Origin of the sequence: Thermincola ferriacetica (assembly GCF_001263415.1) — a bacterium.
GTDB classification, from domain to species: domain Bacteria; phylum Bacillota; class Thermincolia; order Thermincolales; family Thermincolaceae; genus Thermincola; species Thermincola ferriacetica.
In genome coordinates this window covers 294480-317748 of record NZ_LGTE01000001.1, presented here as the reverse complement: position 1 = coordinate 317748, position 23269 = coordinate 294480, and the positions used below count along the sequence as shown (strand labels likewise).

The 23269-nt window shown below is 45.8% G+C and carries 24 protein-coding genes; 1 reads left to right on the top strand and 23 read right to left on the bottom strand.

Features of this window, described 5'->3' with window-relative positions; translation table 11 throughout:
- The 21 genes from Tfer_RS01585 to rpsB form a co-directional block, all read right to left on the bottom strand.
- Nucleotides 1–427: translation initiation factor IF-2 N-terminal domain-containing protein (locus Tfer_RS01585; protein WP_200900994.1), on the bottom strand; the 427-nt coding region annotated here is incomplete at its 3' end.
- Between the two features lie 39 nt (nucleotides 428–466).
- Nucleotides 467–775, bottom strand: a complete 309-nt coding sequence (locus tag Tfer_RS01580) for a L7Ae/L30e/S12e/Gadd45 family ribosomal protein (RefSeq protein WP_052216577.1) — start codon at nucleotides 773–775, stop codon at nucleotides 467–469.
- Nucleotides 756–1037 (bottom strand): RNase P modulator RnpM, encoded by a 282-nt coding sequence (rnpM, locus tag Tfer_RS01575; protein ID WP_052216576.1) that lies wholly within the window; start codon nucleotides 1035–1037, stop codon nucleotides 756–758. The genes Tfer_RS01580 and rnpM overlap by 20 nt, the downstream gene beginning before the upstream one ends.
- A 62-nt stretch (nucleotides 1038–1099) precedes the next feature.
- On the bottom strand, nucleotides 1100–2707 hold the full coding sequence (nusA, locus tag Tfer_RS01570; protein ID WP_052216575.1) for a transcription termination factor NusA: 1608 nt from the start codon (nucleotides 2705–2707) through the stop codon (nucleotides 1100–1102).
- 35 nt (nucleotides 2708–2742) lie between these two features.
- The gene (gene rimP, locus Tfer_RS01565) at nucleotides 2743–3204 is read right to left on the bottom strand and encodes a ribosome maturation factor RimP (protein ID WP_052216574.1); all 462 of its coding nucleotides are present in this window, start codon (nucleotides 3202–3204) and stop codon (nucleotides 2743–2745) included.
- A 195-nt stretch (nucleotides 3205–3399) separates the two neighbouring features.
- Nucleotides 3400–7728, bottom strand: coding sequence for a PolC-type DNA polymerase III (locus tag Tfer_RS01560; protein WP_083436709.1), 4329 nt, complete (start codon nucleotides 7726–7728; stop codon nucleotides 3400–3402).
- A gap of 43 nt (nucleotides 7729–7771) precedes the next feature.
- Nucleotides 7772–8443 (bottom strand): MgtC/SapB family protein, encoded by a 672-nt coding sequence (locus Tfer_RS01555; RefSeq protein WP_083436703.1) that lies wholly within the window; start codon nucleotides 8441–8443, stop codon nucleotides 7772–7774.
- Nucleotides 8444–8491: 48 nt separating this feature from the next.
- The gene (locus Tfer_RS01550) at nucleotides 8492–9121 is read right to left on the bottom strand and encodes a glycosyltransferase family 2 protein (protein ID WP_052216572.1); all 630 of its coding nucleotides are present in this window, start codon (nucleotides 9119–9121) and stop codon (nucleotides 8492–8494) included.
- 59 nt (nucleotides 9122–9180) lie between these two features.
- Nucleotides 9181–10920, bottom strand: a complete 1740-nt coding sequence (locus Tfer_RS01545; protein ID WP_052216571.1) for a proline--tRNA ligase — start codon at nucleotides 10918–10920, stop codon at nucleotides 9181–9183.
- A complete protein-coding gene (ispG, locus tag Tfer_RS01540; protein ID WP_013120242.1) occupies nucleotides 10917–11984 on the bottom strand; it encodes a flavodoxin-dependent (E)-4-hydroxy-3-methylbut-2-enyl-diphosphate synthase in 1068 nt (355 codons plus the stop codon). The genes Tfer_RS01545 and ispG overlap by 4 nt, the downstream gene beginning before the upstream one ends.
- Nucleotides 11985–11995: 11 nt before the next feature.
- Nucleotides 11996–13096 (bottom strand): RIP metalloprotease RseP, encoded by a 1101-nt coding sequence (gene rseP, locus Tfer_RS01535; protein WP_083436702.1) that lies wholly within the window; start codon nucleotides 13094–13096, stop codon nucleotides 11996–11998.
- Between the two features lie 33 nt (nucleotides 13097–13129).
- A complete protein-coding gene (locus tag Tfer_RS01530; RefSeq protein WP_052216570.1) occupies nucleotides 13130–14275 on the bottom strand; it encodes a 1-deoxy-D-xylulose-5-phosphate reductoisomerase in 1146 nt (381 codons plus the stop codon).
- A 29-nt stretch (nucleotides 14276–14304) separates the two neighbouring features.
- On the bottom strand, nucleotides 14305–15372 hold the full coding sequence (ytvI, locus tag Tfer_RS01525; RefSeq protein ID WP_052216569.1) for a sporulation integral membrane protein YtvI: 1068 nt from the start codon (nucleotides 15370–15372) through the stop codon (nucleotides 14305–14307).
- A gap of 11 nt (nucleotides 15373–15383) precedes the next feature.
- Nucleotides 15384–16172: a phosphatidate cytidylyltransferase gene (locus tag Tfer_RS01520; RefSeq protein ID WP_052216568.1), complete on the bottom strand. Its 789-nt coding sequence runs from the start codon at nucleotides 16170–16172 to the stop codon at nucleotides 15384–15386.
- 20 nt (nucleotides 16173–16192) lie between these two features.
- Nucleotides 16193–16972, bottom strand: a complete 780-nt coding sequence (uppS, locus tag Tfer_RS01515; protein WP_052216567.1) for an undecaprenyl pyrophosphate synthase — start codon at nucleotides 16970–16972, stop codon at nucleotides 16193–16195.
- 68 nt (nucleotides 16973–17040) lie between these two features.
- Nucleotides 17041–17205 (bottom strand): DUF362 domain-containing protein, encoded by a 165-nt coding sequence (locus Tfer_RS01510; protein WP_013120236.1) that lies wholly within the window; start codon nucleotides 17203–17205, stop codon nucleotides 17041–17043.
- 5 nt (nucleotides 17206–17210) lie between these two features.
- The gene (locus Tfer_RS01505; protein WP_013120235.1) at nucleotides 17211–17441 is read right to left on the bottom strand and encodes a hypothetical protein; all 231 of its coding nucleotides are present in this window, start codon (nucleotides 17439–17441) and stop codon (nucleotides 17211–17213) included.
- Nucleotides 17442–17443: 2 nt separating this feature from the next.
- Nucleotides 17444–18001, bottom strand: a complete 558-nt coding sequence (gene frr, locus Tfer_RS01500; RefSeq protein WP_052216566.1) for a ribosome recycling factor — start codon at nucleotides 17999–18001, stop codon at nucleotides 17444–17446.
- Nucleotides 17982–18722: a UMP kinase gene (gene pyrH, locus Tfer_RS01495; protein WP_013120233.1), complete on the bottom strand. Its 741-nt coding sequence runs from the start codon at nucleotides 18720–18722 to the stop codon at nucleotides 17982–17984. Before pyrH ends, frr begins: the two co-directional genes overlap by 20 nt.
- Before the next feature lie 153 nt (nucleotides 18723–18875).
- Nucleotides 18876–19523, bottom strand: coding sequence for a translation elongation factor Ts (gene tsf / locus Tfer_RS01490; RefSeq protein WP_013120232.1), 648 nt, complete (start codon nucleotides 19521–19523; stop codon nucleotides 18876–18878).
- A gap of 87 nt (nucleotides 19524–19610) precedes the next feature.
- Complete coding sequence (rpsB, locus tag Tfer_RS01485; RefSeq protein WP_013120231.1) at nucleotides 19611–20330, bottom strand: 30S ribosomal protein S2; 720 nt, start codon at nucleotides 20328–20330, stop codon at nucleotides 19611–19613.
- 297 nt (nucleotides 20331–20627) lie between these two features.
- On the opposite strand from rpsB, the gene Tfer_RS01480 reads away from it, so the two are divergent.
- A complete protein-coding gene (locus tag Tfer_RS01480; RefSeq protein WP_013120230.1) occupies nucleotides 20628–21080 on the top strand; it encodes a DUF441 domain-containing protein in 453 nt (150 codons plus the stop codon).
- 92 nt (nucleotides 21081–21172) lie between these two features.
- Here Tfer_RS01480 and Tfer_RS01475 read toward each other — a convergent pair whose 3' ends face one another.
- Together Tfer_RS01475 and Tfer_RS01470 are read right to left on the bottom strand one after the other, a co-directional pair.
- Nucleotides 21173–22063, bottom strand: a complete 891-nt coding sequence (locus tag Tfer_RS01475) for a damage-control phosphatase ARMT1 family protein (RefSeq protein WP_052216565.1) — start codon at nucleotides 22061–22063, stop codon at nucleotides 21173–21175.
- 31 nt (nucleotides 22064–22094) lie between these two features.
- Nucleotides 22095–23234 (bottom strand): DUF362 domain-containing protein, encoded by a 1140-nt coding sequence (locus Tfer_RS01470; protein ID WP_052216564.1) that lies wholly within the window; start codon nucleotides 23232–23234, stop codon nucleotides 22095–22097.
- Nucleotides 23235–23269 lie beyond the last annotated feature (35 nt).

The following is a 23269-nucleotide window of genomic DNA, read 5'->3' as shown; positions in this document are numbered from 1 at the left end:
TCTGACCTGCTGGCCTCTGACCCGCCGGCCTCTGACCTGCCGGCCTCTGGCCCGCCGACCGCATCCCCTGACCTGCCGGCCTTTTACCTTCTGGTCTCGCTGCCTGGCCCGGCGGTCTCTGCCCTACCGGCCGCGGCCCCTGACCCGCCGGCTTCTGACCTACCGGCTGCGGCCTCTGGTTGCCCTGCTTTTCTCTGTCTTTTATAGCCACAGCCTCAACCTTTTTAGGTGCCTCTGCCGCGGTATCAGTCTGCTCATTCTTTTCCTTTTTCCCTGCTGCCGCAGCTCTTACCTTAGCCACCTCTTCGTCTTCCAGGGCGCTCATATGATTTTTTACCTGAATCCCTAGACGGGACAAAAAGGCAATCAGTTGTTTACTTTCCAGTCCTAACTCTTTAGCCAATTCGTACACTCGCATCTTTGCCATACATTCACCCCCGAAATAGTGGGCACCCGTAAATGTCTATTACAAATTACTTGAAAATAATTCCTTTATTCGTCGGGCAAACCCCTCGTCAGTTATGCATAAAACAGACCTGGGAGATTTACCGAGAGATATTCCGAACCGCATTTTATCTCCGGCAATTATATGTTGTACTCCCATCAATCCGGCTAATTGAATAAATTTGTTTTTTGTCCTGGCTGACGCATCATTTGCCAAAATAACCAGTTTCCCTTTGCCTTTATGTAAATTAGCTTCCACCGCAGCTTCTCCCGATATTAACTTACCTGCCCTTTGGGCTAAGCCCAGCATATCATAAGCTTTTTGTGTCATGGCGTAACTCCAGGTTTTTTTTCAGGGCATCATAAATCTCCTGTGATATTGGTTGTTTAAAAGCCTTTTCCAGCCTTTTCCCTTTTATGGCTTTCTGCAGGCACTCGCCCGTAGGACAGATGTACGCTCCCCTGCCGGATTTTTTACCCGTAGGGTCTATCTCAAATTTTTCCTCCGGTGTTCTTACAATACGCACCAGTTCCTTTTTAGGTTTCATTTCCTGGCACCCAACACACATGCGCAAGGGAATTTTTTTGGCCATATCAACATCACCCATTAAGATTTCTTTTTCGAAGCCTTGTTCATTTTCACAGGCTCGCCGGTTTAATCATCATAATCGTCATAATCATCGTATAATTCTTCTTCAAAGTCCAGGTCCTTTTTCGCCTTTTTCTTTTTCCTGGGCTTCTTTTTCACGGGTAAATCATCTTCTTCAGCTTCGAAATCCGGGTCTTTATCCTTCTTGCCCTTCTTTTTCTTTTTAGTCTTTTTTGCCTCTTTGGTCTCCTCTTCTGTCACTATTTCTTCATCACAGGCAGCGATATCTGTGTTATCGTCATCATGTTCTTCCGCAATTTCACCATCATGCCATTGGTCTTGGTTCTCGTAGTTTTCTTCATAGTTTGCCTCATTATCGTTATCGGCATCATAGCTTTCAGTATAGTCATATTCATCCGGATAGTTTTCATCGTATTCTTCATACCCCTGCTCATACCCGGCGTTTTCGTCATATCCTTCCTCATATCCAAGGTATTCGCCGTCTTCCTGGTCGTAATCGTATTCTCCTTCGGCATATTCCCCGTTATATTCATCTTCATAATATTCTTCCCCGGCATAGTCCTGATTGTCAAGTGTGATATCGTCGTTTTCCTCAAACAAGTCATCATTGTCAGCCATTTCTGCCATTTGTGATTCGCTTTTTATATCTATTTTCCAGCCGGTTAATTTCGCAGCTAACCTGGCATTTTGGCCCTCTTTACCGATAGCTAGAGATAATTGATAATCAGGAACAATAACCCGGGCAATTTTTTCGGCTTCATTTACCTTCACATCCAGTACCTTTGCAGGGCTCAGAGCATTTGCAACAAACCTGGCAGGGTCAGGACTCCATTTGACTATATCGATTTTTTCTCCCTTTAATTCGTTCACTATTGTCTGTACCCGCATACCCTTGGGACCCACGCATGCTCCTACGGGGTCAACATTTTCATCCTTGGAGTAAACGGCTATTTTAGAACGAGCGCCCGCTTCCCTGGCCACAGATTTTAATTCTACTACTCCATCATGGATTTCCGGAACTTCCAGTTCAAATAGCCGTTTCAACAGTCCCGGGTGAGTTCGGGATACCAATATCTGGGGACCCTTGGTTGTCTTTTTGACCTCTACTATGTAGGTTTTTATCCGGTCGCCATGGCGGTATTCTTCACCGGCTATCTGCTCGCTGGGAGCCAGAATAGCCTCCGTCTTCCCAAGGTCCACATAGACATTTTTGGGATCCTGCCGCTGGACTATACCTGTAACAATGTCGCCTTCCCGGTTAGAAAACTCTTCGTAGATAATGCCCCGTTCTGCTTCCCTGATTCTCTGTACAACCACCTGTTTGGCCGTCTGGGCTGCAATACGGCCGAAATCCCTGGGGGTAACCTCAATTTCCACAATATCACCCAGCTCGTACCTGGGATCACGCTTTTGGGCCTCCTCCAGAGAAATTTCCAGCCGGTCGTCTTCTACTTTTTCGACCACGGTTTTCCGGGCAAATACTTTAATTTCTCCGGTTTCCCGATCAATATCTACTCGTACATTCTGTGCTGAACCAAAATTCCTTTTGTAAGCAGAAATCAGCGCCGCTTCTAAGGCCTCCAGAAGAACGTCAATGGCAATGCCCTTCTCTCTTTCCAGTTCTTCAAGGGCCTCGATGAACTCCGTATTCATTTGTTTACTAAACCTCCTTATTCAATTGAACTTTTTTAAAATTCTATCTCCAACCTGACGGAAGAGACCTTATCCAGCGGTAACGCTTTATCCGTACCAGATATCCCGATGACTACTTCGTTGTCGATAAGTCCTTTCAGTTCCCCTATAAATTCTTTCTTTCCGTCAATGGGAGCATACGTAGAAACTTTCACCTTGCGCCCGGCATACCTTGCAAAGTCTGCAGGTTTCTTAAGTGGCCGGTCCAGCCCCGGGGAAGATACCTCCAACATGTATTCATGTGGTATAGGGTCCTTTTCATCTAACAGCGGATCCAGTCTCTGGGCAATCATCTGACAGTCATCCAGACTTACCCCCTGGGGTTTATCAATAAAAACCCTTAAATACCAATGAGCGCCTTCTTTTACATATTCCACATCCACCAATTCCATCCCGGCATTCTCTACTATAGGCACCGCCAACTCCGTTACAAGATCTTCAATTTTACTTTTTGCCAATTTTTTACACTCCTTACCCGTGAAATGTGTATTTAATAGTTATCTTATCCCATAAAGGATCATTCCATAGCGGTAATTTTCCAAAAGAAATATGAAAGAGTGGGCTCAACCCACTCTGATTCGCGAAAAATCAGTTCTCCAATCAGCTAAGTCTTTTTTATTATACCATAAAATGTATGCATTGGCAAGTCCACGTTAGAACAAAGCCAACTGGTCTGTTTCAGGCAAGTTGCGCAGGCATCCGTGATTCTGCAAAACCTCGACCACCGTTTTACTTATTCTGGCCCTGGTGCGTAAATCTTCGATAGAGGTAAACTTGGCCTCGTCCCGGGCCCTTTCTATACTGCGGGCTGCAGCTTCCCCCACGCCCTGCAGAGCGGCAAAAGGAGGCAGCAAACCATCTTCCGTGATCAGGAACCTGGTAGCCGTGGATTCAACCAAACTAACAGGCCTTATCTTTATCCCCCGGACATACATTTCCAGCGCTACTTCCAGGATGGTAAGCAGGTTCTTTTCCTTGGCAGACGCTTCATTGCCTTTATTTTCAATTTCCCTGATTTTGTTTAATACTGCTTCTTTGCCGCGGCATATGATATCAGCATCAAATTCATCTGCTCTGACCGTAAAATAGGTGGCATAAAAAGCTTCGGGATAATATACCTTGAAATAAGCAATCCGAAATGCCATCATCACATAAGCTACCGCATGAGCTTTCGGGAACATGTATTTTATTTTTTTGCAGGAATCGATATACCATTCAGGCACATTGTTTTCCCGCATGTATTCCTCATCCTCAGGCTTCACCCCTTTGCCCTTCCGCACACCTTCCATGATTTTAAAGGCGCGGCTGGGTTCAAGGCCCTTGTAAATTAAATATACCATAATGTCGTCCCGTGTGGATATGGCTTCCGAAAGAGTACAGGTCCCGCTTCTGATTAAATCCTGGGCATTATTAAGCCAAACGTCGGTACCGTGGGAAAAACCCGAAATCCGCACCAGTTCGGAAAAAGTTTTGGGACGTGTATCCTCTAGCATCTGCCGGACAAACTTGGTACCAAACTCGGGAATGCCATATGTACCAACATTGGAACGGATATCATCAGGCGTTACACCCAATGATTCCGTACCGGAAAATAACTGCAAAACCCTCGGTTCATCGAGAGGAATGGTCTTGGCATCCACTCCTGTTAAATCCTCCAGCATCTTTATAACCGTAGGGTCATCATGGCCGAGGATATCTAGTTTGACTATCCGACCGGAAATAGAATGGTAATCAAAATGAGTTGTGATGACTCCCGATGTCTTGTCGTCGGCCGGGAACTGCAGAGGAGTGAAATCGTGCACATCCATATCCCGTGGTACAACCATGACTCCGCCAGGATGCTGGCCGGTAGTTCTCTTAACCCCCGTACAGCCCGATGCCAGCCTGGTGATTTCAGCATTACGTTTGATGATTTTTCTCTCTTCCAGATAATTTTTAACAAAACCAAAAGCGGTTTTGTCAGCAATAGTACCCGTTGTCCCCGCCCTGAAAACATACCCTTTACCGAAGAGTTCTTCCGTAAATTTGTGTGCTCTGGGCTGATATTCCCCCGAAAAGTTAAGGTCTATATCAGGTACCTTATCCCCTTTAAAGCCCAAGAAGACTTCGAAGGGAATGTCATGGCCATCCTTTTTCAAAGGTTTACCGCATACAGGGCAGTCCTTATCCGGCATATCAGCCCCGCTGCCGTAAGAGCCGTCGGTAACAAACTCACTGTACTTACAGTTTCTGCATACATAATGGGGGGGTAAGGGGTTAACTTCTGTAATCCCTGTCATAGTGGCCACAAAAGAAGAACCAACAGAACCCCGTGAACCAACCAGATAGCCATCCTCGTTGGATTTCTTTACCAGTTTGTGAGCAATCAGGTACAAAACAGCAAAACCATTGGTAATTATGGAATTGAGTTCCTTATCCACTCTCTGCTGGACAATATCCGGCAAAGGGTCTCCGTATATTTTTTTAGCCGTTGAAATCGTAAGTTCAATTATCTGCTCTTCGGCGCCCTCTATTTTCGGTGGAAAGAAGTCATCAGGCATCGGCTTGATCGAATCAATTGACTCCGCTATACGAACCGGGTTTTCAATGACAACTTCCCTGGCATTTTCCAAACCCAGGTAACTGAATTCTTCCAACATTTCTTCCGTTGTTTTCAGATATAGGGGCGCTTGGTTGTCCGCATCTTCGAAGCCTTTCCCGGCTAATAATACAGCACGGTATACGGCGTCTTCAGGGTCCAAAAAATGTACATCGCCTGTGGCTACCACGGGCCGGCCAATTTTGCGGCCCAGCTCAAAAATTTTCCTGTTCAGTTCCCTCAATTCATCATAAGAATTTACCCGGCCTTCCCTGAGCAAAAACTCATTATTGCCAACAGGCTGTATTTCCAGGTAGTCATAAAACCCGGCGATCTCTTCCAAACGTTCCTGGGGCGCATTATCGAGCAGGGCCCGAAACAGTTCTCCGGCTTCACAGGCCGAACCAATGATTAATCCTTCGCGTTTTTTTATTAACTCGCTTTTAGGTATCCGCGGATGCCTGTGGTAATACTTCAAATGGGAATCGGTAACAAGTTGGTACAGGTTTTTTAGACCCTGCTGGTTTTTCACCAAAATGATCACGTGATGGGAACGCAGCTGATCGATGTTTATATTGCCTATCAGAGAATTAATCTGTCCCAGGGTGTCAATATTGTGCTCTACCAGCCTTTCCAGAAATTTTATTAAAAGCTGGGCCGTTGCCTCCGCATCGTCCACCGCCCGGTGATGGCTTTCCAGCTTTACGTTAAATTCCTTGGCCAGGGTCTTTAATTTATGGTTTTTCATGTCGGGAAAAAGACCACGGGCCAGTCCCAAAGTATCCAGTACCGGCTGCGCCAATGTCCTGTTTAAAATTTTCTCCATATTTGCCCTGAGAAACCCGGTATCAAACTGGGCGTTGTGAGCGACCAAAACCGCATCACCAACAAAATCTATAAACTTGGGCAGTACCTCTGCAATTGGCGGCGCATCACTTACCATGTTGTTAGTTATGCCTGTAAGTTCCTGAACCTCAGGTGGAATCTCCCGGACGGGACAAACAAAGGCGCTGAACCTGTCCAGAATTTTATTACCATGGATTTTAACGGCGCCAATTTCAATTATTTCATCCGTGACAGGAGAAAAACCTGTGGTTTCCAGGTCAAATACCACGTATGTAGCGTCCTTTACCGCTTCTTCACGGGGATTTATGATAATCGGCGCTCCGTCTTCTATCAAATAGGCTTCAATGCCGTAAATAATTTTGACATTAGATTTCTGGGCCGCTTCATAAGCCTCTGGAAAAGCCTGTACCACGCCGTGGTCAGTTATAGCAACGGCTGCATGTCCCCACTCGCCCAATCTGGTAACCAGATCTTTTACATCCGTCAGTCCATCCATAGCGCTCATCTTGGTATGCAAGTGCAGTTCAACTCTTTTTTCTTCGGCGTTATCCATGCGGACCACAGCTTCTGCTTTATTGACATCCCGCACCAACAGTATCAGTTCGTGTGAATAGCGGTCATACTGTACCGTACCCTGTAACTTCACCCACATATTTTTTTTCAGGACATCGCCCAAAAACTGTCCGCTTTTTTCATCCTCGAAACATTTTACCGTGATGGAGTCAGTCAGGTCGGTAATGTCAAATGTTACCAAACGCCGCCCACTGCGCAACTCTCTGGTTTCCAGGTTAAATACCCGCCCAACAATGACCACGTTTTTTTCTTCATCCTGGATGTCTTTGATCGGTATCGGTTCTCCACGGATAGCTTTTCCAAACAGAATTTCACCAGAAGCTGCCGGCTTCTTTTCATTGTCTCCGGACATCTTTTCATTTTTCTCGGCGAAAGCCAGAATTTTTATTTGCTCCCGGAACCGGGCCTTTAAGGTTTCCTCTTCTTCCAACCAATCCTGCGGCAAAGGATCGGCATCGTTGTCCAGCTCCAATGATACTTTAACTTCCAGACCAAATTTTTTTAATATGTTTGCGGCAATTGTGTAGCCGATTTTTTTCTGTTCACATATTTCCAAACCGACCTGTCCGCCTACAAAAATGCGCAGTAAATCATCGTCAACTTCCCACCGCGCTTCTCTTAACCAACCGTTGAGAATAGGGTGGCGATCCGTTATTTCTTCAACCATTGGCGACCAATACTGCTGCATTAAGCTTTTTAGGTCCCTGACAGGCAAATTAAAACTGATTGCAAATTCCACTTTACTTAATTGTGGAATTTCTCGCGCAATCAGTTGTTCCAGGACTTTTAAATGTTTAGTTTCTACAATTTCCGGAAGTGTCAGGTGAATACGCCACATCTTTTTTGCGTTGCTTATTTCCACCTTGGCAACGGAAGCCTGCAAAAGAACTTTTTTTACTTCATCGGGTAAATCAGCTTCGGCAATAAAATCAAACAGGTTTTTTGCTTGTGTCCTTTTCACGCCATGCACACGACCCGTTGGCACTAAACATCCTCCCCGAATCTTTTTGTCTCTTTTGTAAGGCAATTTAATCATTGTGTGATACCTGGTGTACCCCCGGCACATCGGCAAGCATATGCATCAATTCCTGCATGTCCAGGTCATGAGGCATAATCACATCTACTTCCATTAAGATCTGGTGACCTTCCTTTAACTGTTTAAGCTGAATATTATGGATATTTACTCCGTGGTCACCCAGGAAACAGCCTATCCTTCCCAACTGTCCCGGTCGGTTATCAATGGTCAGTAGCAGGGACTGATAATGGCTTACCCCGGCCATCAGTCTCTCAACTTTTCCGAGGTAAATCAGGGCTAAAAAGACTACTCCCGTAGTAACCAGAGCCCCAAAATAAACTCCGGCGCCGACTGCCAGACCTACCCCTGCCACCACCCAAAGAGTGGCGGCAGTAGTAAGACCCTTAACGGTGGCTCCTTCCCGCATAATCGTACCGGCGCCCAAAAAACCAATGCCGCTTACCACCTGAGCTGCTATTCGCGCCGGATCCATAGGCGTATCATGTCTGTACTGAAAATATATCTCCTGCGAAACTATCATAATTAAGGCGGAACCGACACAAACCAAAATATGGGTCCTAAAACCGGCAGATTTATTTAAACTTTCCCGTTCAAGGCCGATCAGGCCGCCCAGTACACAAGACAATACTATGCGCATAACCACATCGTATTCTGTAAATGTCATCCGGCGCCCTCCGTATTTGCCCATTGCATGAGGCCAATTCTTAAGTATTTAATTACGACCAACACACTTGGCAATTTCCCAATACATTTTCATCCTGGCTTTAAAGCCTTTAATTAATCCCAGTTTTTCTTCCTTCATCAAATGCGACATTTGTTTTAATTCTACTTCCTTGAAGGAAATTCCTGCAGATTTTACAAAACGGGTCAGGGCTATTTCAACCCCAAAACGCGAAAGATCCAGCCCGGAGACCGTTTCAAAAATTTCTCTTTTCACCGCCCGTTGACCACTCAAATACGGGGTGAGAAACTGGGCCAAATCGGTAGCAAATCTTCCTTCATCAAAAACTCCAATGGTCATTTCCGTCTCACCCTGCAAAACAGGGTTAATCAGGTCATAAACATGGGAAGGCTGCAAACCAATCAAATCGGCATCCAAAAAAAGAATTATGCCGGCCTGCGTTGAACGCACACCGACAGCCATGGCGCCGCCTTTACCCACGTTGCTGCGCAGGTCAATAACCCGGGCCCCTGCCTCTTCGGCAATTCTTCCTGTATTGTCTGTTGACCCGTCATTTACCACGATGATTTCCTTCACCAGGGGAACTTCCCTGACCGTTTTGACCACCTGGGCTATGGTTTTTTCTTCGTTGAAAGCAGGGATAACTGCCGCCACGTCCATATATACCTAACCTCCTGAATATTCGGTATCAGGTATATATTAGACTGGATATGCCCTGCTTATTCTTCTATGCGGTATGAATTGAGTCTTTTCATTTCTTCGTCCACCAGATTTTTTACATAAGTGACAACTTCCTCTACAGGCAGGTCCCTGGTGTCGCCGGTCTTGCGCAGGCGGACCTCTACCCTGCCTTCGTCAACAGCCTTATTCCCAACAGTTACCCGGATCGGGTAGCCAATTAAATCGGCATCCTTAAACTTCACACCGGGCCGTTCGCTTCTGTCGTCAATAATGACTTCTATCCCGGCCTCAAGTAGCTGAGAGTAAATCCTTTCGGCCAGTTCCACCTGTTCAGAAGATTTGGCACTTACGGGAACTACTATTACCTGGAACGGCGCTATGGACATAGGCCAGATAATCCCATCCTGATCATGGTTCTGCTCTATGGCCGCCGCCACAGTTCTGGTAATTCCTATCCCGTAACAGCCCATAACGATGTACTGTTCCTTCCCGTTTTCGTCAAGAAATTTGGCCCCCAACGCCTTGCTGTATTTGGTACCGAGTTTAAATATTTGGCCAACCTCTATCCCTCTTGCCATGGCTAAGGTGCCGTTACATCTGGGGCACGGCTCACCGGCCTGCACAATACGGATATCGGCTTCCATATCAGGCTTGAAATCTCTGCCGGGTTTGACGTTTTTCAGATGATAACCTGTTTTGTTTGCGCCCGCCACAGCATTGACCATTTTCATCACTTCATGGTCAGCTATAATAGTGACGTTCTTCAAGCCTACCGGCCCGGCAAAGCCCACTTCGGCTCCTGTTATTCTCTGTACGGTCTCGCTGCCGGCCAGGTCAAGATGCAGAGCCCCCAGAACATTCAACAGCTTGATCTCGTTAACTTCACGGTCTCCCCTGACCAGAGCTACCACTTCTTCTTTTTCTGTTTCATAGATCAGGGTCTTAATCAGGTTTTCCGGACCTACTCCCAGCATGGCCGTAACCTCTTCTATAGTTCTCGCATTAGGCGTAGCCACTTCTTCCATAGGAAACATGTCCATCGGTGTAACTGTGTCAACAGAGCAGGCTTCTGCTTTTTCCACGTTGGCCGCATATTCACATTCCGTACAATAAACTATGGCCGCTTCGCCAGATTCTGCAAGCACCATAAATTCGTGGGTGGAACTCCCGCCTATGGCGCCGGAATCGGCCTCTACGGGACGAAACTTTAAACCACAACGGCTGAATACGCGGGTGTAAGCATCGAACATCTTGTTATAACTCTCGTCCAGACCCGCCTCATCGCGGTCGAAGGAATACAAGTCTTTCATGATAAATTCCCGACCGCGCATCAAGCCAAAACGCGGCCGCCGCTCATCGCGGTATTTGTTTTGTATCTGGTAAAGAAGCATGGGCATTTGCTTGTATGACCGAATCTCGTTGCGAACCAGGTCAGTGATAATCTCTTCATGCGTCGGACCAAGGGCAAAAGAACGCCCATGGCGGTCTTTTAACCGGAAAAGTTCGTCTCCGTATACATCCCATCTCCCCGATTCCTGCCACAATTCTGCAGGCTGCATAATAGGCAGTATTAATTCCTGACCCCCTTTTCTGTCCATCTCCTCCCTTACAATCTGGGATACTTTTTTAATGACCCGATTGGCTAATGGCAAATATGTATAAATACCCGATGCGGACTTCCTGATGAAACCCGCTCTCAACATTAAAATATGGCTGATAACTTCTGCTTCAGCCGGAACTTCACGCAGGGTTGGCGCAAGAATCTCTGATGCCCTCATTCCTTCTCCTCCCTACACATATTTTTAATTTCCTCCATAAGTTCATCCAGGAGGTTTTCTTCTTTAACCCTTTTAATTATTTCGCCTTTACGGAACAGTATTCCCACTCCCCGACCGCCGGCAATCCCGATATCAGCTTCCCTTGCTTCACCCGGACCGTTTACCACACAACCCATAATAGCCACCTTTAGAGGCCTGTCCAGGCTATGCAGTCTCTTCTCCACTTCTTCTGCCAGGGGTATAAGATCTATCTGGGTCCGGCCACAGGTCGGACATGATACAATTGTAGGCCCGCGTTCTCTAAGATGCAGACTCTTTAATATTTCATAAGCAACCCATACTTCTTCCACAGGGTCGCCCGTTAAAGATACCCGTACCGTATCGCCAATGCCCATACTGAGCAGGGCGCCTATGCCCACTGCTGAACGAATAGTTCCCGTTCTTATGGTACCGGCCTCCGTTACCCCTATGTGTAAGGGGTAATCCACCTGCTCAGCCATCATCCGGTAAGCTTGAATAAGCAAGGGAATCTCAAAAGTCTTTAAAGATATTTTTATATCGTAAAAATCCAAATCCTCCAGTATATGTACGTGGTTGAGGGCGCTTTCCACCATACCCTCTGCTGTAATACCACCATACTTTTCGATAATCTTTTTTTCCAGCGACCCGGCATTGACCCCTATCCTGATAGGAATTTTCCGCCCTTTGGCTTCATTTACAACGGCCCGCACCTTTTCGCGGCCCCCTATGTTTCCCGGATTCAGCCGGAGCCCGGCGACACCGTTGTCCATAGCTTTTAATGCCAAACGGTAATCGAAGTGAATATCAGCAATTACCGGCAGCGGTGACTGCCGGGTAATCTCTTTTAAAGACTGGGCGGCTTCATCATCAGGTACGGCAACCCTGACAATTTCACACCCGGCCTCCGCCAGCCGCCGAATCTGATCCAGGGTGCCGGGAACATTCCTCGTATCGCTATTGGTCATGGACTGTACCACAACAGGAGCGTCCCCGCCAACGGGCACATTGCCGATAAAAATCTGCCTGGTTTTCCTCCGCTGCAAATCCCCACCCCCTAGCCGATTATGTGTAAAATATCTTTATAAGTTATAACCACCATCAACAGCAGAAGGAGGCTTAACCCCACCAGGTGGATAAAGTTTTCCTTGGAAGGATCGACAGGACGCCCCCTTAATCCTTCTATACCCAGGAAGATAATCCTGCTGCCGTCAAGGGCAGGAATGGGGAACAAATTGAACAGCCCTATCTGGATACTGAGAAATCCTGCCAGTTGAATAAGCGGCATAATGCCCATCTCCGCCGCCTTACCCAATTCCATAGTGATTCGGACTGGACCGCTCAACTCAACAGGCACCTGCTTAGCAAACATTTTACCGAGAAAATCAAAGGTCAGTGCAAGAACCCTGTAGGTATGGACAGTACCCAAACTTATGGATTTCAGTATACCCGGTCTCTCTATAACAGGCGCTATGCCAATGAGACCGATTTTATTTGTTTTGTCTAACTCCGGCACAACGGTAAAAGACTGTCGGCGATTGTCTCTTTCGACTGTCAGGGTCACTTTTTTATTGGCGCTGTTATGAATTACGTCCACCAGACCCTCCCAGGTTCGGACGGGCTTATTATTAACAGCCACCACCTTGTCCCCTGGTTTGATCCCTGCTGCGGCAGCAGGTTTTCCGGGAGATACTTCCTTAATTACGTTTACCGGCAACCCAATATAAGCATACATAATCGCATAAAGAAATACGGCTAAAACAAAATTCATCAGTGGACCTGCTGCAATTACAGCAATCCTCTGGAGCGCTCCTTTGTTGTTAAAACTCCGTTCGGGATCAACGCAGAAATCGAAATCAACGCCCTTCTCAGCACATAGTTCTTTCCGTTTTTCCATCTCTCGGTTATCCTCTTCCGCATCCATACCGGCCATGCGGACAAAACCGCCCAAAGGAAGTGACCTTAAAGTGTAGAAAGTTTCGCCCTTAACAAACCGATATATTCTGGGTCCGAAGCCGATAGAAAATTCGAAAACCTGCACCCCCATCAACTTGGCCACCAAAAAATGGCCCAACTCGTGAAAAATAATCATCATGCCGAAAACAACTATAGCCGGTAATATTGTGTAAATAACAGTATGCAAAAAAGACTCTAACATAAATCCCACCTTCCTTGCTGTCAAAAATGTCGCTTACAGCAACGTGTAAACTTCCTGTCTGGCCCAGGCATCACATTCCAGAATCTGGCTTAACTGCGGCTTTTCTATCAACCGGTGTCTTTCCATTACCTTGAGAATTATATTCGGAATATCGAGGAACTTTATCTTTTTCTTTAAAAAGAGCGCCACTGCCTCTTCATTGGCTGCATTCATTACCGCCGGCATGGTTCCTCCTTTCCTAGCCGCCGCAAAGGCTATATCCAAGCAGGAAAAAGTCTGCCTGTCCGGTTCTTCAAAGGTTAAGTTTCTGATTTGGCTCAAATTAAGCCGGGGAAAATTATTAGGTTCGCGCTGCGGATAAGTTAAGGCATACTGAATAGGTAACTTCATATCCGGCAGTCCTAACTGTGCGATTATGGAACCATCGACAAACTCGACCATCGAATGGATTACACTCTGGGGATGAATGACCACGTCAATGTTGGATAAATCCACGCCAAACAACCACTTGGCTTCGATAACCTCAAGCCCTTTATTCATTAAAGTAGCGGAATCAACAGTAATTTTAGCGCCCATGCACCAGTTAGGATGACGCAAGGCATCTTCCGGACCGATATGAACAAGCTGCGACCGGTTTTTTCCCCGGAAAGGCCCCCCCGACGCCGTAAGGATTAATTTCCTGATTCGCCGGTTATCTTCCCCGTTCAGGCACTGAAAGATGGCGGAATGTTCACTGTCGACTGGCAGTATCTTCACCCCGTATTCATGGGCCAAAGCCATCACGATATCCCCGGCAGCAACCAGAGTTTCCTTATTAGCCAGGGCAATATTTTTGCCGGATTTTATAGCTTCTACCGTCGGAACAAGCCCTAAAGCGCCTGTAATAGATGTAACCACTACATCTGCTTTGCTAAAGGTAGCAACTTCCACCAGCCCCTCCGGGCCAGCGGTAACTTTACATTCCAGATGCCCTATTTTTTCTTTCAGGTCATGATAAAGATCTTTTTGGCCTATGCAAACCAGTTGGGGCCTGTACCTGGCCGCCTGCTCTGCCAGCAGCTCCGTGTTGGAACCGGCCGCCAGGGCAACTACATTAAAATGATCTGGAAATAAATCTATGACTTCCAGTGTTTGGGTGCCTATAGAACCGGTACTTCCTATAATAGCAATATTTTTCACCGTTTTTTTCTCCCCACGTATGTAGTATTTTATCCTGAAGGCCAATCAACAATACCCGCTTTGGCCAGCGCTTTCAATCCTATCAAAAACAAAGGTCCCAAAACAAGTCCCAGGGGACCGAAAATCTGCAGACCAACGTAGATGGAAATTAAAGTCGCTAAAGGGTGTAAACCCATCGCATTGGCCACCACTTTAGCTTCCAATACCTGCCTGATAATTACTATTATAATATAAACCACACCCAGTTTTACAGCAAATACAACATTATTATTAATTATTTCCCATATGATCCAGGGTATATAAACAGTACCCGGACCTAACACCGGAATCAGATCAAAAACCCCGATCATTGCCGCCATCAAAAGGATATATGGCGCATCAATAATAGCCAGCCCAATTAATGAATTGAAAAAAGTTATACTTATTAAAATTAACTGGGCCCTGGCGTACCCGAAAAGGGCCGCACTCACATCCTTTAAAACCTGAATGGTCTTTGACCCCCAAGGTTCAGGCATTATACGCAGCCAAAACCCTATAATAACCCGGCGGTCCTTGGCCATAAAAAAAGTGGCAATCAGGCTGACAAAAATTATCACCAAAATTCCCGGGACGGAAGAAACAAGAATAATAAATTGGTTCAACATTTCCTTAGTAAAAGCCTGCAATTGGGTCAAATAAGCGCCAATGTTTTTTTCGATTGTCCCCATATTGTTGGCAATAAACTCCAGCAGGCTAGCCGGTAGGCTGAAATAAAAACTTTCGGCAGTTGCCCGTAAATGAACGATGTTTTTAGCCAGCATTTCCGTATACATGGGCAAGGAAGAAGAAAACTCTATTAACTCTGCAACCAGCCGAGCAACAAACAGAGTCAATAAAGTACCTGTCAAACCAATGATCAGTATCAATGATATTATCACCGCCGGCGCTCTTGGCAGTTTTGCTTTGGACTGCAGCAGGCGCACCAGCGGCTCAATAAAAACAGTCAATACGCCGGCAATAACAAAAGGTACAATATACGGTAATATGTACCGGTAAAACAGGTATGTGCCTGAAACTATAATCAGGATGACAAAAAGATTTTTTATCAGGTGTTTCAAAAAAAGTCACCTCAATTTATTATAAACAACTGAACATAATAGTATACCAAGGGCGCAGTAAATAACATGCTGTCGAAACGGTCAAGTACTCCCCCGTGCCCCGGTATGAGGTTTCCGGAATCTTTGACCCCTGCTTTTCGTTTCATAGCCGATTCAACCAGGTCGCCTGCCTGCCCCACAATACCGGCCAAGAATCCAATAACCAGCAAGTGTATCATGGGAACTTCTTTTAAAAAAAATGACATCAAAAGTCCGGCCAGAGTGCTGCCAATTAGCCCACCAACAGCCCCCTCAATTGTTTTTTTGGGGCTGATGGTAGGGGCCAGCTTGTGCCGGCCTATCCCCGAGCCAACAAAATAAGCCATTGTATCTGTAAACCACGTGGCCATAAAAACAAATAAAACCAAATAAAAACCGAATTCCAACGCACGCAATAACAGAATGTGGCTTAGTAACCAACCAAGATAAATTGTCCCTGTCAGGGATAGGGCGCCGTTTAATATGTTAAAACGAGTTCCGATAACAGTCCGGCATAAAAAGACCCAAATAATTATGGTAACAACCAGTGCCAGCTTAATTTTTTTAGGAAACAAAACTGAAAGGATGAATAAAATAACTCCTATCAACATTCCGGGTACCCAGACTTTGACCTGCATACCCTCGGCAATTCTGGCAAATTCCAATACGCCAATTACCGCTAAAACCGTTATTACAGCAGCCAGGTACCAACCACCCAGCCATACAGAAAAAAGCAATATGGGTATTCCGATAACAGCACTTAAAACCCGGTAAAGTAACATAATTATACCTCTTAACTTTCTTATAATCCACCAAACCTGCGCTGGCGTTTTTGAAAATCAATAATCGCCTGCAGCAAATGTACCTTTCTAAAGCTGGGCCACAAAACCGGCGAATACCACAGTTCAGAGTAAGCTATCTGCCACAGCAGAAAATTACTAATCCGCAGTTCCCCTGAAGGCCTAATGACCAGGTCCGGTTCCGGCATTCCAACGGTATACAAATGCTCGTTAACCACTTTTTCATCGATTGCCTTAAGATCCAGTTTTCCCTTCAGGACCTCACCCGCAATCTTTTGTACAGCTTCCACTATTTCCAGACGCCCACCGTAGTTTAAAGCCAGGGTAAGGGTCAAGCCTGAATTATTACCGGTCAGCTCAAAGGCATCCGACAGAGCCTTTTGAGCGCTGGCAGGAAGCTCTTCTATCCGGCCAATAGCTCTCACTTTAACATTGTTCTGATGCAGTTCCCGCATCTCTTTGCCCAAATATTCTACCAGCAAATCCATTAAAATATTAACTTCTTCCTGCGGTCGCTTCCAATTTTCGGTAGAAAAAGCATAAACGGTTAAGTATTTAATTCCCAAGGAGGAACAGGTTTTCACGATATCCCTTAGCGACTCTACACCTGCCCGGTGCCCGGCAGCCCGCGGCAACCCTCTGCGGGCTGCCCAGCGTCCGTTGCCATCCATAATTATGGCAATATGCATGGGAAGTTTGTTCATATCAATAGCAGCTAGCAGTTCTTTTTCTTCCGCCGGGTTCGGTCGAGATTTGCCAAAAATTTTGTTCCAAAAACCCATACACATAGTGCCTCCTTAGGAATTATATGGCTAAAACAAACCCCCTCGGAAAGGAGGGGGTTTGAAGACTACTCTTCTACAATGGCTCCTGTCGGGCAAGCTTCAGCGCAAGCGCCGCAGTCAGCGCATGCGTCGGTGATCTTGTAGATATCACCTTCCTCAATAGCACCGTTAGGACAGGTGTCTAAACAAGTACCACAAGCTACACACTCATCGGTAATTTTGTATGCCATAGCTTCTAAGCACCTCCTTTCAGATAATCCTGGTATGCAACAACAACCTGGAGTAGATTGTCCCCAACTGGTTTGAGGCGCACCACCTTAGCTCCCCCAATTGGCTCTGTTGCAAAAATAGGTTTCGTTACTTGCACTTCTTTAACTTTGTAACCCAACCGGTCCAAAGTCTCCAAAGCTTCGTTAATATCGAATCCTATAAGGTCAGGCAAATCCTTCGCAGTGCCTCCGTGCAAGACTAGACCTCCATAATTTCCTGTTCTTTATGTTCCAGTAACTGGTCTACCTCTTTTATATATTTATCGGTCAGCTTCTGTATTTCTTCCTGCCCTCGCCTGTTATCATCTTCAGATATATCGCCAGATTTTTCAAATTCTTTAAGCTGGTCATTAGCATCCCGTCGAATGTTTCTGATAGCCACCCGACCGTCTTCCGCCTTTTTCTTGCAGATTTTTACCAGTTCAGCCCGGCGCTCCTGAGTAAGTTGCGGAATATTCAGACGAATCACTGTTCCGTCATTGTTCGGGGTTAACCCCAAATCTGATTTCATAATAGCCTTTTCGATTTCTCCCAACACACTTTTATCCCATGGCTGAATTACCAACAAACGGGGTTCGGGAGCAGATACCTTGGCCATTTGGTTAATCGGGGTTGGTACTCCATAATAATCTACCTGAATTTTTTCCAGTAAAGCCGGAGTTGCCCGACCGGTTCTCAAGGTGGCCAGGTCTTTCCTCAATGCTTCAACAGCTTTCTTCATCCGGTCTTCTGCCTCATTAATTATGTCTTTGACCATTTAATTCACCCCCGACATAAGTACCTATATTTTCTCCCATAACTACTTTTTTGATATTGCCTCGTACATTCAGGTTAAAAACTATAATCGGTATTTTATTGTCCATGCACAGGGAGGTAGCGGTGGAATCCATAACCCCCAGGCCTTTGTTAAGTACGTCAATATAACCAAGTTCGTAAAATTTTTTGGCGTTCGGATTTTTCATGGGATCACTGTCATAGACGCCATCTACCTGTTTAGCCATAAGAATAACATCAGCTTCAATTTCTGCGGCCCGCAAAGCAGCAGCCGTATCGGTAGAAAAATAGGGATTTCCCGTTCCGGCGCCGAAAATGACGACCCTTTTCTTTTCCAAATGCCTGATAGCTCGGCGGCGGATATAGGGCTCCGCTACTTCCCGCATTTCAATAGCCGTTAAGACCCGTGTATCAACCCCGATTTTTTCGAGGGCATCCAACAAGGCCATTGAGTTGATGACAGTCGCCAGCATGCCCATATAATCTGCGGTTGCCCTATCCATTCCTTTACTGCTGCCGGCAATACCGCGCCAGATATTTCCTGCGCCAACGACAATGGCCACTTCCACACCAAGCAAACTGATCTCTTTGACCTGCTCAGCAATGGAATTGACCACATCCGGGTCGATACCAAATTTCTGCTGGCCTGCCAGCGCCTCGCCGCTCAACTTAAGCACAATGCGTCTATATTTGGGTTGTTCCATGAAATTATAGCCCTCCCGCCTATATGCAGATTTATTTTCTACACATTGCTCAAAAATCCTTTTTCGGGAAATTATATTTTTTGAAAAAAAGAGAACAACATTGTGTTTGCAAGAGTTCCCAAGCCCTCAACGTGTTCCCTTTTTCGTCCATCCTTATTTTTTCATTTGGGCAGCAACTTCTTCTGCAAAGTTATCCTGTCTCTTTTCAAGACCTTCGCCCATTTCATAGCGCACAAACCTGCGAATAGAGATTTTTTCGCCTATTTTAGCTACTTTTTCATTTAAAAGTTGTTCAATAGTTAAGTCAGGGTCCTTAATGAACGGCTGCTCCATGAGGCAAACTTCTTTAAAGAACTTCTCAATCCTGCCGTTAACCATTTTGTCTACGATAGCTTCCGGTTTGCCTTCATTTAATGCCTGTGCCCTAAGAATTTCTTTTTCCTTCTGAACAATTTCTTCAGGCACTTCTTCTCTACGCACATATTCGGGTTTGGCAGCAGCAATCTGCATTGCCACATCTCGCACAAAGCTCTTGAATTCATCTGTCTTGGCCACGAAATCAGTTTCACAGTTTACTTCTACCAATACGCCAATTTTTCCTCCGGCATGAATATAGGAATCAACAATACCTTCTGCAGCAATCCTGCCGGCCTTTTTGGCTGCAGCGGCCAAGCCTTTTTCTCTCAGGTACTCGATCGCTTTTTCCATATCACCGTTGGTTTCCATTAAAGCCTTTTTGCAGTCCATCATTCCGGCGTTGGTAATTTCACGCAATTCTTTTACCATTGCAGCTGTAATCATGCAAAAGACCTCCTTATTTTTAAAAAGGCAAATATATTAAATAAGGGTGACGGTTAGGGATCTCCCCCTAAACGGTCACCCTTACCTTTATTCCGCAGCGGCTGTTTCCTCATCGACTACATCCTGGCCCTGATTGCCTTCCAAAACAGCATCAGCCATTTTGCTCGTCAACAGCTTAACTGCTCTAATAGCATCGTCATTTCCGGGTATGACATAGTCAATTTCGTCAGGGTCACAGTTGGTATCAACGATAGCTACGATAGGTATGCCAAGTTTTCTGGCTTCGGCTACAGCGATACGCTCTTTACGAGGGTCGATTACAAACAGAGCGCCGGGTAGTTCCTTCATATCCTTGATACCGCCCAAAAACTTTTGCAGTTTTTCCTTTTCATGCTGGAGCGCAGCTACTTCCTTCTTGGGCAGGACTTCAAAGGTTCCGTCAACTTCCATTTTCTCCAGTTCCTGAAGACGGTTGATACGTTTGCGGATGGTGTGGAAATTGGTTAACATACCACCCAGCCAACGTTGATTGACATAGAACATACCGCAACGTTCAGCCTCTTCTTTAACTGCTTCCTGCGCCTGTTTCTTGGTGCCGACAAACAGAATTGTTTTTCCCTCGGCAACAGTATTTTTAATAAACTCATAAGCAATTTCTACCATCTTTACTGTTTTTTGTAGGTCAATTATGTAGATACCGTTCCTGTCAGTAAAGATGTATTGAGCCATTTTGGGATTCCAACGCCTGGTCTGATGACCAAAATGAACCCCGGCCTCCAGCAGTTGTTTCATAGAAATAACGGCCACAAGGTTCACCTCCTCTCAACTGGTTTTAATCCTCCGCCTCTTTCATTTCTACGCCGGACCGGAGACCCGGCACCGCGGCGTAAATCAAGGAGACGTGTGTATTTAACACCATTGGTTATTTTATCATAAAATGCCACCCGGTGCAACAATATTATAGCTCGGACTGGTAATTTTTATACAACGGCGGTGGGTTGGTCGTTCAAAGCTAAGAATAGAATATCATTTGTTAGAGGCGCATAAGTTAAAATGAGTTCATAGGTTATATGGTAAGGATATAATTCAAGGGGGACTTAATTTATGTGGGGGGAAGCCCTTCTGGTTACCCTGATCCTGATAGGCATCCTTGGTAGGTCCAATATTATCGCGACGGCAGCATGTATTTTACTGGTTCTAAAACTCTTTAACCTCCACCAGTTTTTCCCTGTTCTGGAACGCAGAGGCCTGGAATTAGGCCTTTTATTTCTAACCATTTCCGTTTTGGTACCTTTTGCTACCGGCCAGGTATCTATAAAAGATATATCTAATAGTTTTATCACCATTTCGGGAATCCTAGCCATCCTGGGCGGCGCCATCGCCACCTATATGAACGGCCAGGGTCTTAATTTGCTGAAAATGGATCCGGAACTAATGGTTGGCCTGGTAGTGGGGTCAATAATCGGCATCGTCTTTTTCAGAGGTATTCCCGTTGGCCCCCTGATGGCCGCCGGGATAACGGCTCTCTTTGTAAACATTATTAAATTATTTAAATAATACTGTGATGGTGAAACCGCTTAAATATTTCTCTGGGCCCTCTGTGGATTCTGCGGTTTAAAAAATTTACGCTAACTGTTCACTGTTCACTGTTAACTGTTAACTGTCAACTGTTCACTGTCCACCGCATTTCTCTTAAACACAATAGCACCATATCTGACACCCAGGTGCTTGGCCACCAGTGGACATTTGGCCTTCAAAAGAAAATAGGTTTTTTCCCCTGCCAGAACTGTGCCTTCCAGGGATTCGTAATTAGCTTGTCCTTTACTGATGACCGTATCGGCATTTTGGAAAACCGTTAAAAATTCCTCACTGCAGTATTTTTCTACTGTGCCCAGGTAACTATTGCCATTGGTGATCACACGGGCAACCTCCGGGAGCCCGGCTGTGTTGGCGTCTTGGATTGTGGCGTCATTAAGGATGAATCCGCCCTTTACCCCATAAAAAACTTCTTTATGCATTGCCCTTAATTGTTCGGCTAAAAGCCTGTCAAAGACAATTTCGCCGCTGTTATCCCCGATAATTAATACTGTTTCAGCCTTGGCAATATCCTGTTTAAACCGGTCATAGTCGTTAATGGTAAAATCAAATTTAAGCGCATCTTCCAGGGCCTGAGTCAAGTCAAAGTCATCAAAAAGGCCCAGATCGACCACATTGCCGGCCACCGAAATTTTTAGGGCTGTAAACAAGGGGTCTTCAGACCCGGCAATAGTCCCCCTGAGGTCTTTAATATAAGAAAGGGCCCGTTTGTTTGATTCCTCTTTGGCCTTGAAAAACGGGTCATTACCACCAAGCATTTCCGCCAGCCGGTGAATTACCAACGTTGAATTTTCCGCCGGTGTTTTATCATCAGGCAGGGAACTGATCAAAGGGAGCAGCCGCTTGAGTAATTCATTCCATTTTGCCCTGGGTACTTCTCCTTTTTCCAAAGTATTTATAGCCTGCTGCAAATAGCACGGGATACATTCTGCCGAAACTAACAAGGTCTTCTCTCCTTTTCATGAAATTATAAAGTTACTTAAACAGTAACCTGGCTAAGGGTGATTTCTTTATATCCACGGCCTTGCGGGGGCATAATTCCTGGCAGCAAAAACAACGGATACACTTGTTTAAGTCTATTTCCGGCGCTTTATTTCCCGCGCTTAAAGCTTTTGGCGGGCAGTTATTTATGCATTCCCGGCAGAAGATACATTGATCTTCCATGAAAACCGGCTTTGGTTTAAGCCACGATTCCAGAAACCTGTTCAGAAGATCGGGAATTGGAAATCTGGCTTCGCCCGTATAGTCAGGGAGAGCAAAGGGCTGAATATTAAAATCGGTAAGTTTATAGCCCATAAGTTCCACTTGGTTTATGGAAGCCGGAAGACCCCTGTTTTCTGCCGCTTTAACAGTTGGTATAGAAACAGGTTCTATGCCCGCCAGGGCAGCCGCCACCACATCAAGGGCCGGCGCGCTGGTACTGACCAAAAGGGCGCCTACCTTCTTAGGGGTCCCTGCTGAAGGGCCCTTACCTTCCATACCAACTATGGCGTCCATGATATTCAGGGTAGGTTTTAGACACTCCGTTAAATCAAGCAGCATCTCAGAAAAATCCATTACCCTGGGCATTTTAAAATGGTATTCTGCCTTCAGCATGCCGGGAATGGCCCCGAAATTAACTTTCACAGCGCCTGTAAATTTAGTCATCATATGTGTTTTCAGCTTGGACAAGGATATGTAAATGTCTGCATCGACAAGGGGCTTAATCAGGGTAAAACGTTTGATAATTTTACCTTCCGGGTAAGGTACATCAATTTCCTGGGTGTTGAAGTTCAGAGTAGCACCGGTTTTACGGGCCACTTCCTCAATTCCGGCTGTTCTGTAAACGGCTTTTAAAGCCATTTGATTATAAGGCCCCCCGGGACTGTCCCCGATAATGACCGTGGCGCCGCGTTCCTGCAACAGGCGTACCATGGCCTCCACGACGGCCGGGTGTGTTGTGACGGCATCTTCCGGTTTCTTTTTCATCAACAAATTCAGTTTTAAGAAAACGGTCTGGCCGGACCTGACAAATTTATCAAGGCCCCCCAGCAAGGTAAAACATCGTTTAAGGGCTTCTTTCAAAAGTTCTGGGTCGTAGTCGCCGCATTTCCATAAGACTACCTGTTCCAACATGAATGCTCCTTTATCGCAAATTTACCAGTCAATAT

Bases quoted from the DNA above. Each gene is read 5' to 3' on its own strand.
- Tfer_RS01580 (WP_052216577.1), bottom strand. From the start codon at position 775: ATGACACAAAAAGCTTATGATATGCTGGGCTTAGCCCAAAGGGCAGGT.
- rnpM (WP_052216576.1), bottom strand. From the start codon at position 1,037: ATGGCCAAAAAAATTCCCTTGCGCATGTGTGTTGGGTGCCAGGAAATG.
- nusA (WP_052216575.1), bottom strand. From the start codon at position 2,707: ATGAATACGGAGTTCATCGAGGCCCTTGAAGAACTGGAAAGAGAGAAG.
- Tfer_RS01555 (WP_083436703.1), bottom strand. From the start codon at position 8,443: ATGACATTTACAGAATACGATGTGGTTATGCGCATAGTATTGTCTTGT.
- Tfer_RS01550 (WP_052216572.1), bottom strand. From the start codon at position 9,121: ATGGACGTGGCGGCAGTTATCCCTGCTTTCAACGAAGAAAAAACCATA.
- Tfer_RS01545 (WP_052216571.1), bottom strand. From the start codon at position 10,920: ATGAGGGCATCAGAGATTCTTGCGCCAACCCTGCGTGAAGTTCCGGCT.
- rseP (WP_083436702.1), bottom strand. From the start codon at position 13,096: ATGTTAGAGTCTTTTTTGCATACTGTTATTTACACAATATTACCGGCT.
- Tfer_RS01520 (WP_052216568.1), bottom strand. From the start codon at position 16,172: ATGTTACTTTACCGGGTTTTAAGTGCTGTTATCGGAATACCCATATTG.
- uppS (WP_052216567.1), bottom strand. From the start codon at position 16,972: ATGGGTTTTTGGAACAAAATTTTTGGCAAATCTCGACCGAACCCGGCG.
- Tfer_RS01510 (WP_013120236.1), bottom strand. From the start codon at position 17,205: ATGGCATACAAAATTACCGATGAGTGTGTAGCTTGTGGTACTTGTTTA.
- frr (WP_052216566.1), bottom strand. From the start codon at position 18,001: ATGGTCAAAGACATAATTAATGAGGCAGAAGACCGGATGAAGAAAGCT.
- pyrH (WP_013120233.1), bottom strand. From the start codon at position 18,722: ATGGAACAACCCAAATATAGACGCATTGTGCTTAAGTTGAGCGGCGAG.
- tsf (WP_013120232.1), bottom strand. From the start codon at position 19,523: ATGATTACAGCTGCAATGGTAAAAGAATTGCGTGAAATTACCAACGCC.
- Tfer_RS01480 (WP_013120230.1), top strand. From the start codon at position 20,628: ATGTGGGGGGAAGCCCTTCTGGTTACCCTGATCCTGATAGGCATCCTT.
- Tfer_RS01470 (WP_052216564.1), bottom strand. From the start codon at position 23,234: ATGTTGGAACAGGTAGTCTTATGGAAATGCGGCGACTACGACCCAGAA.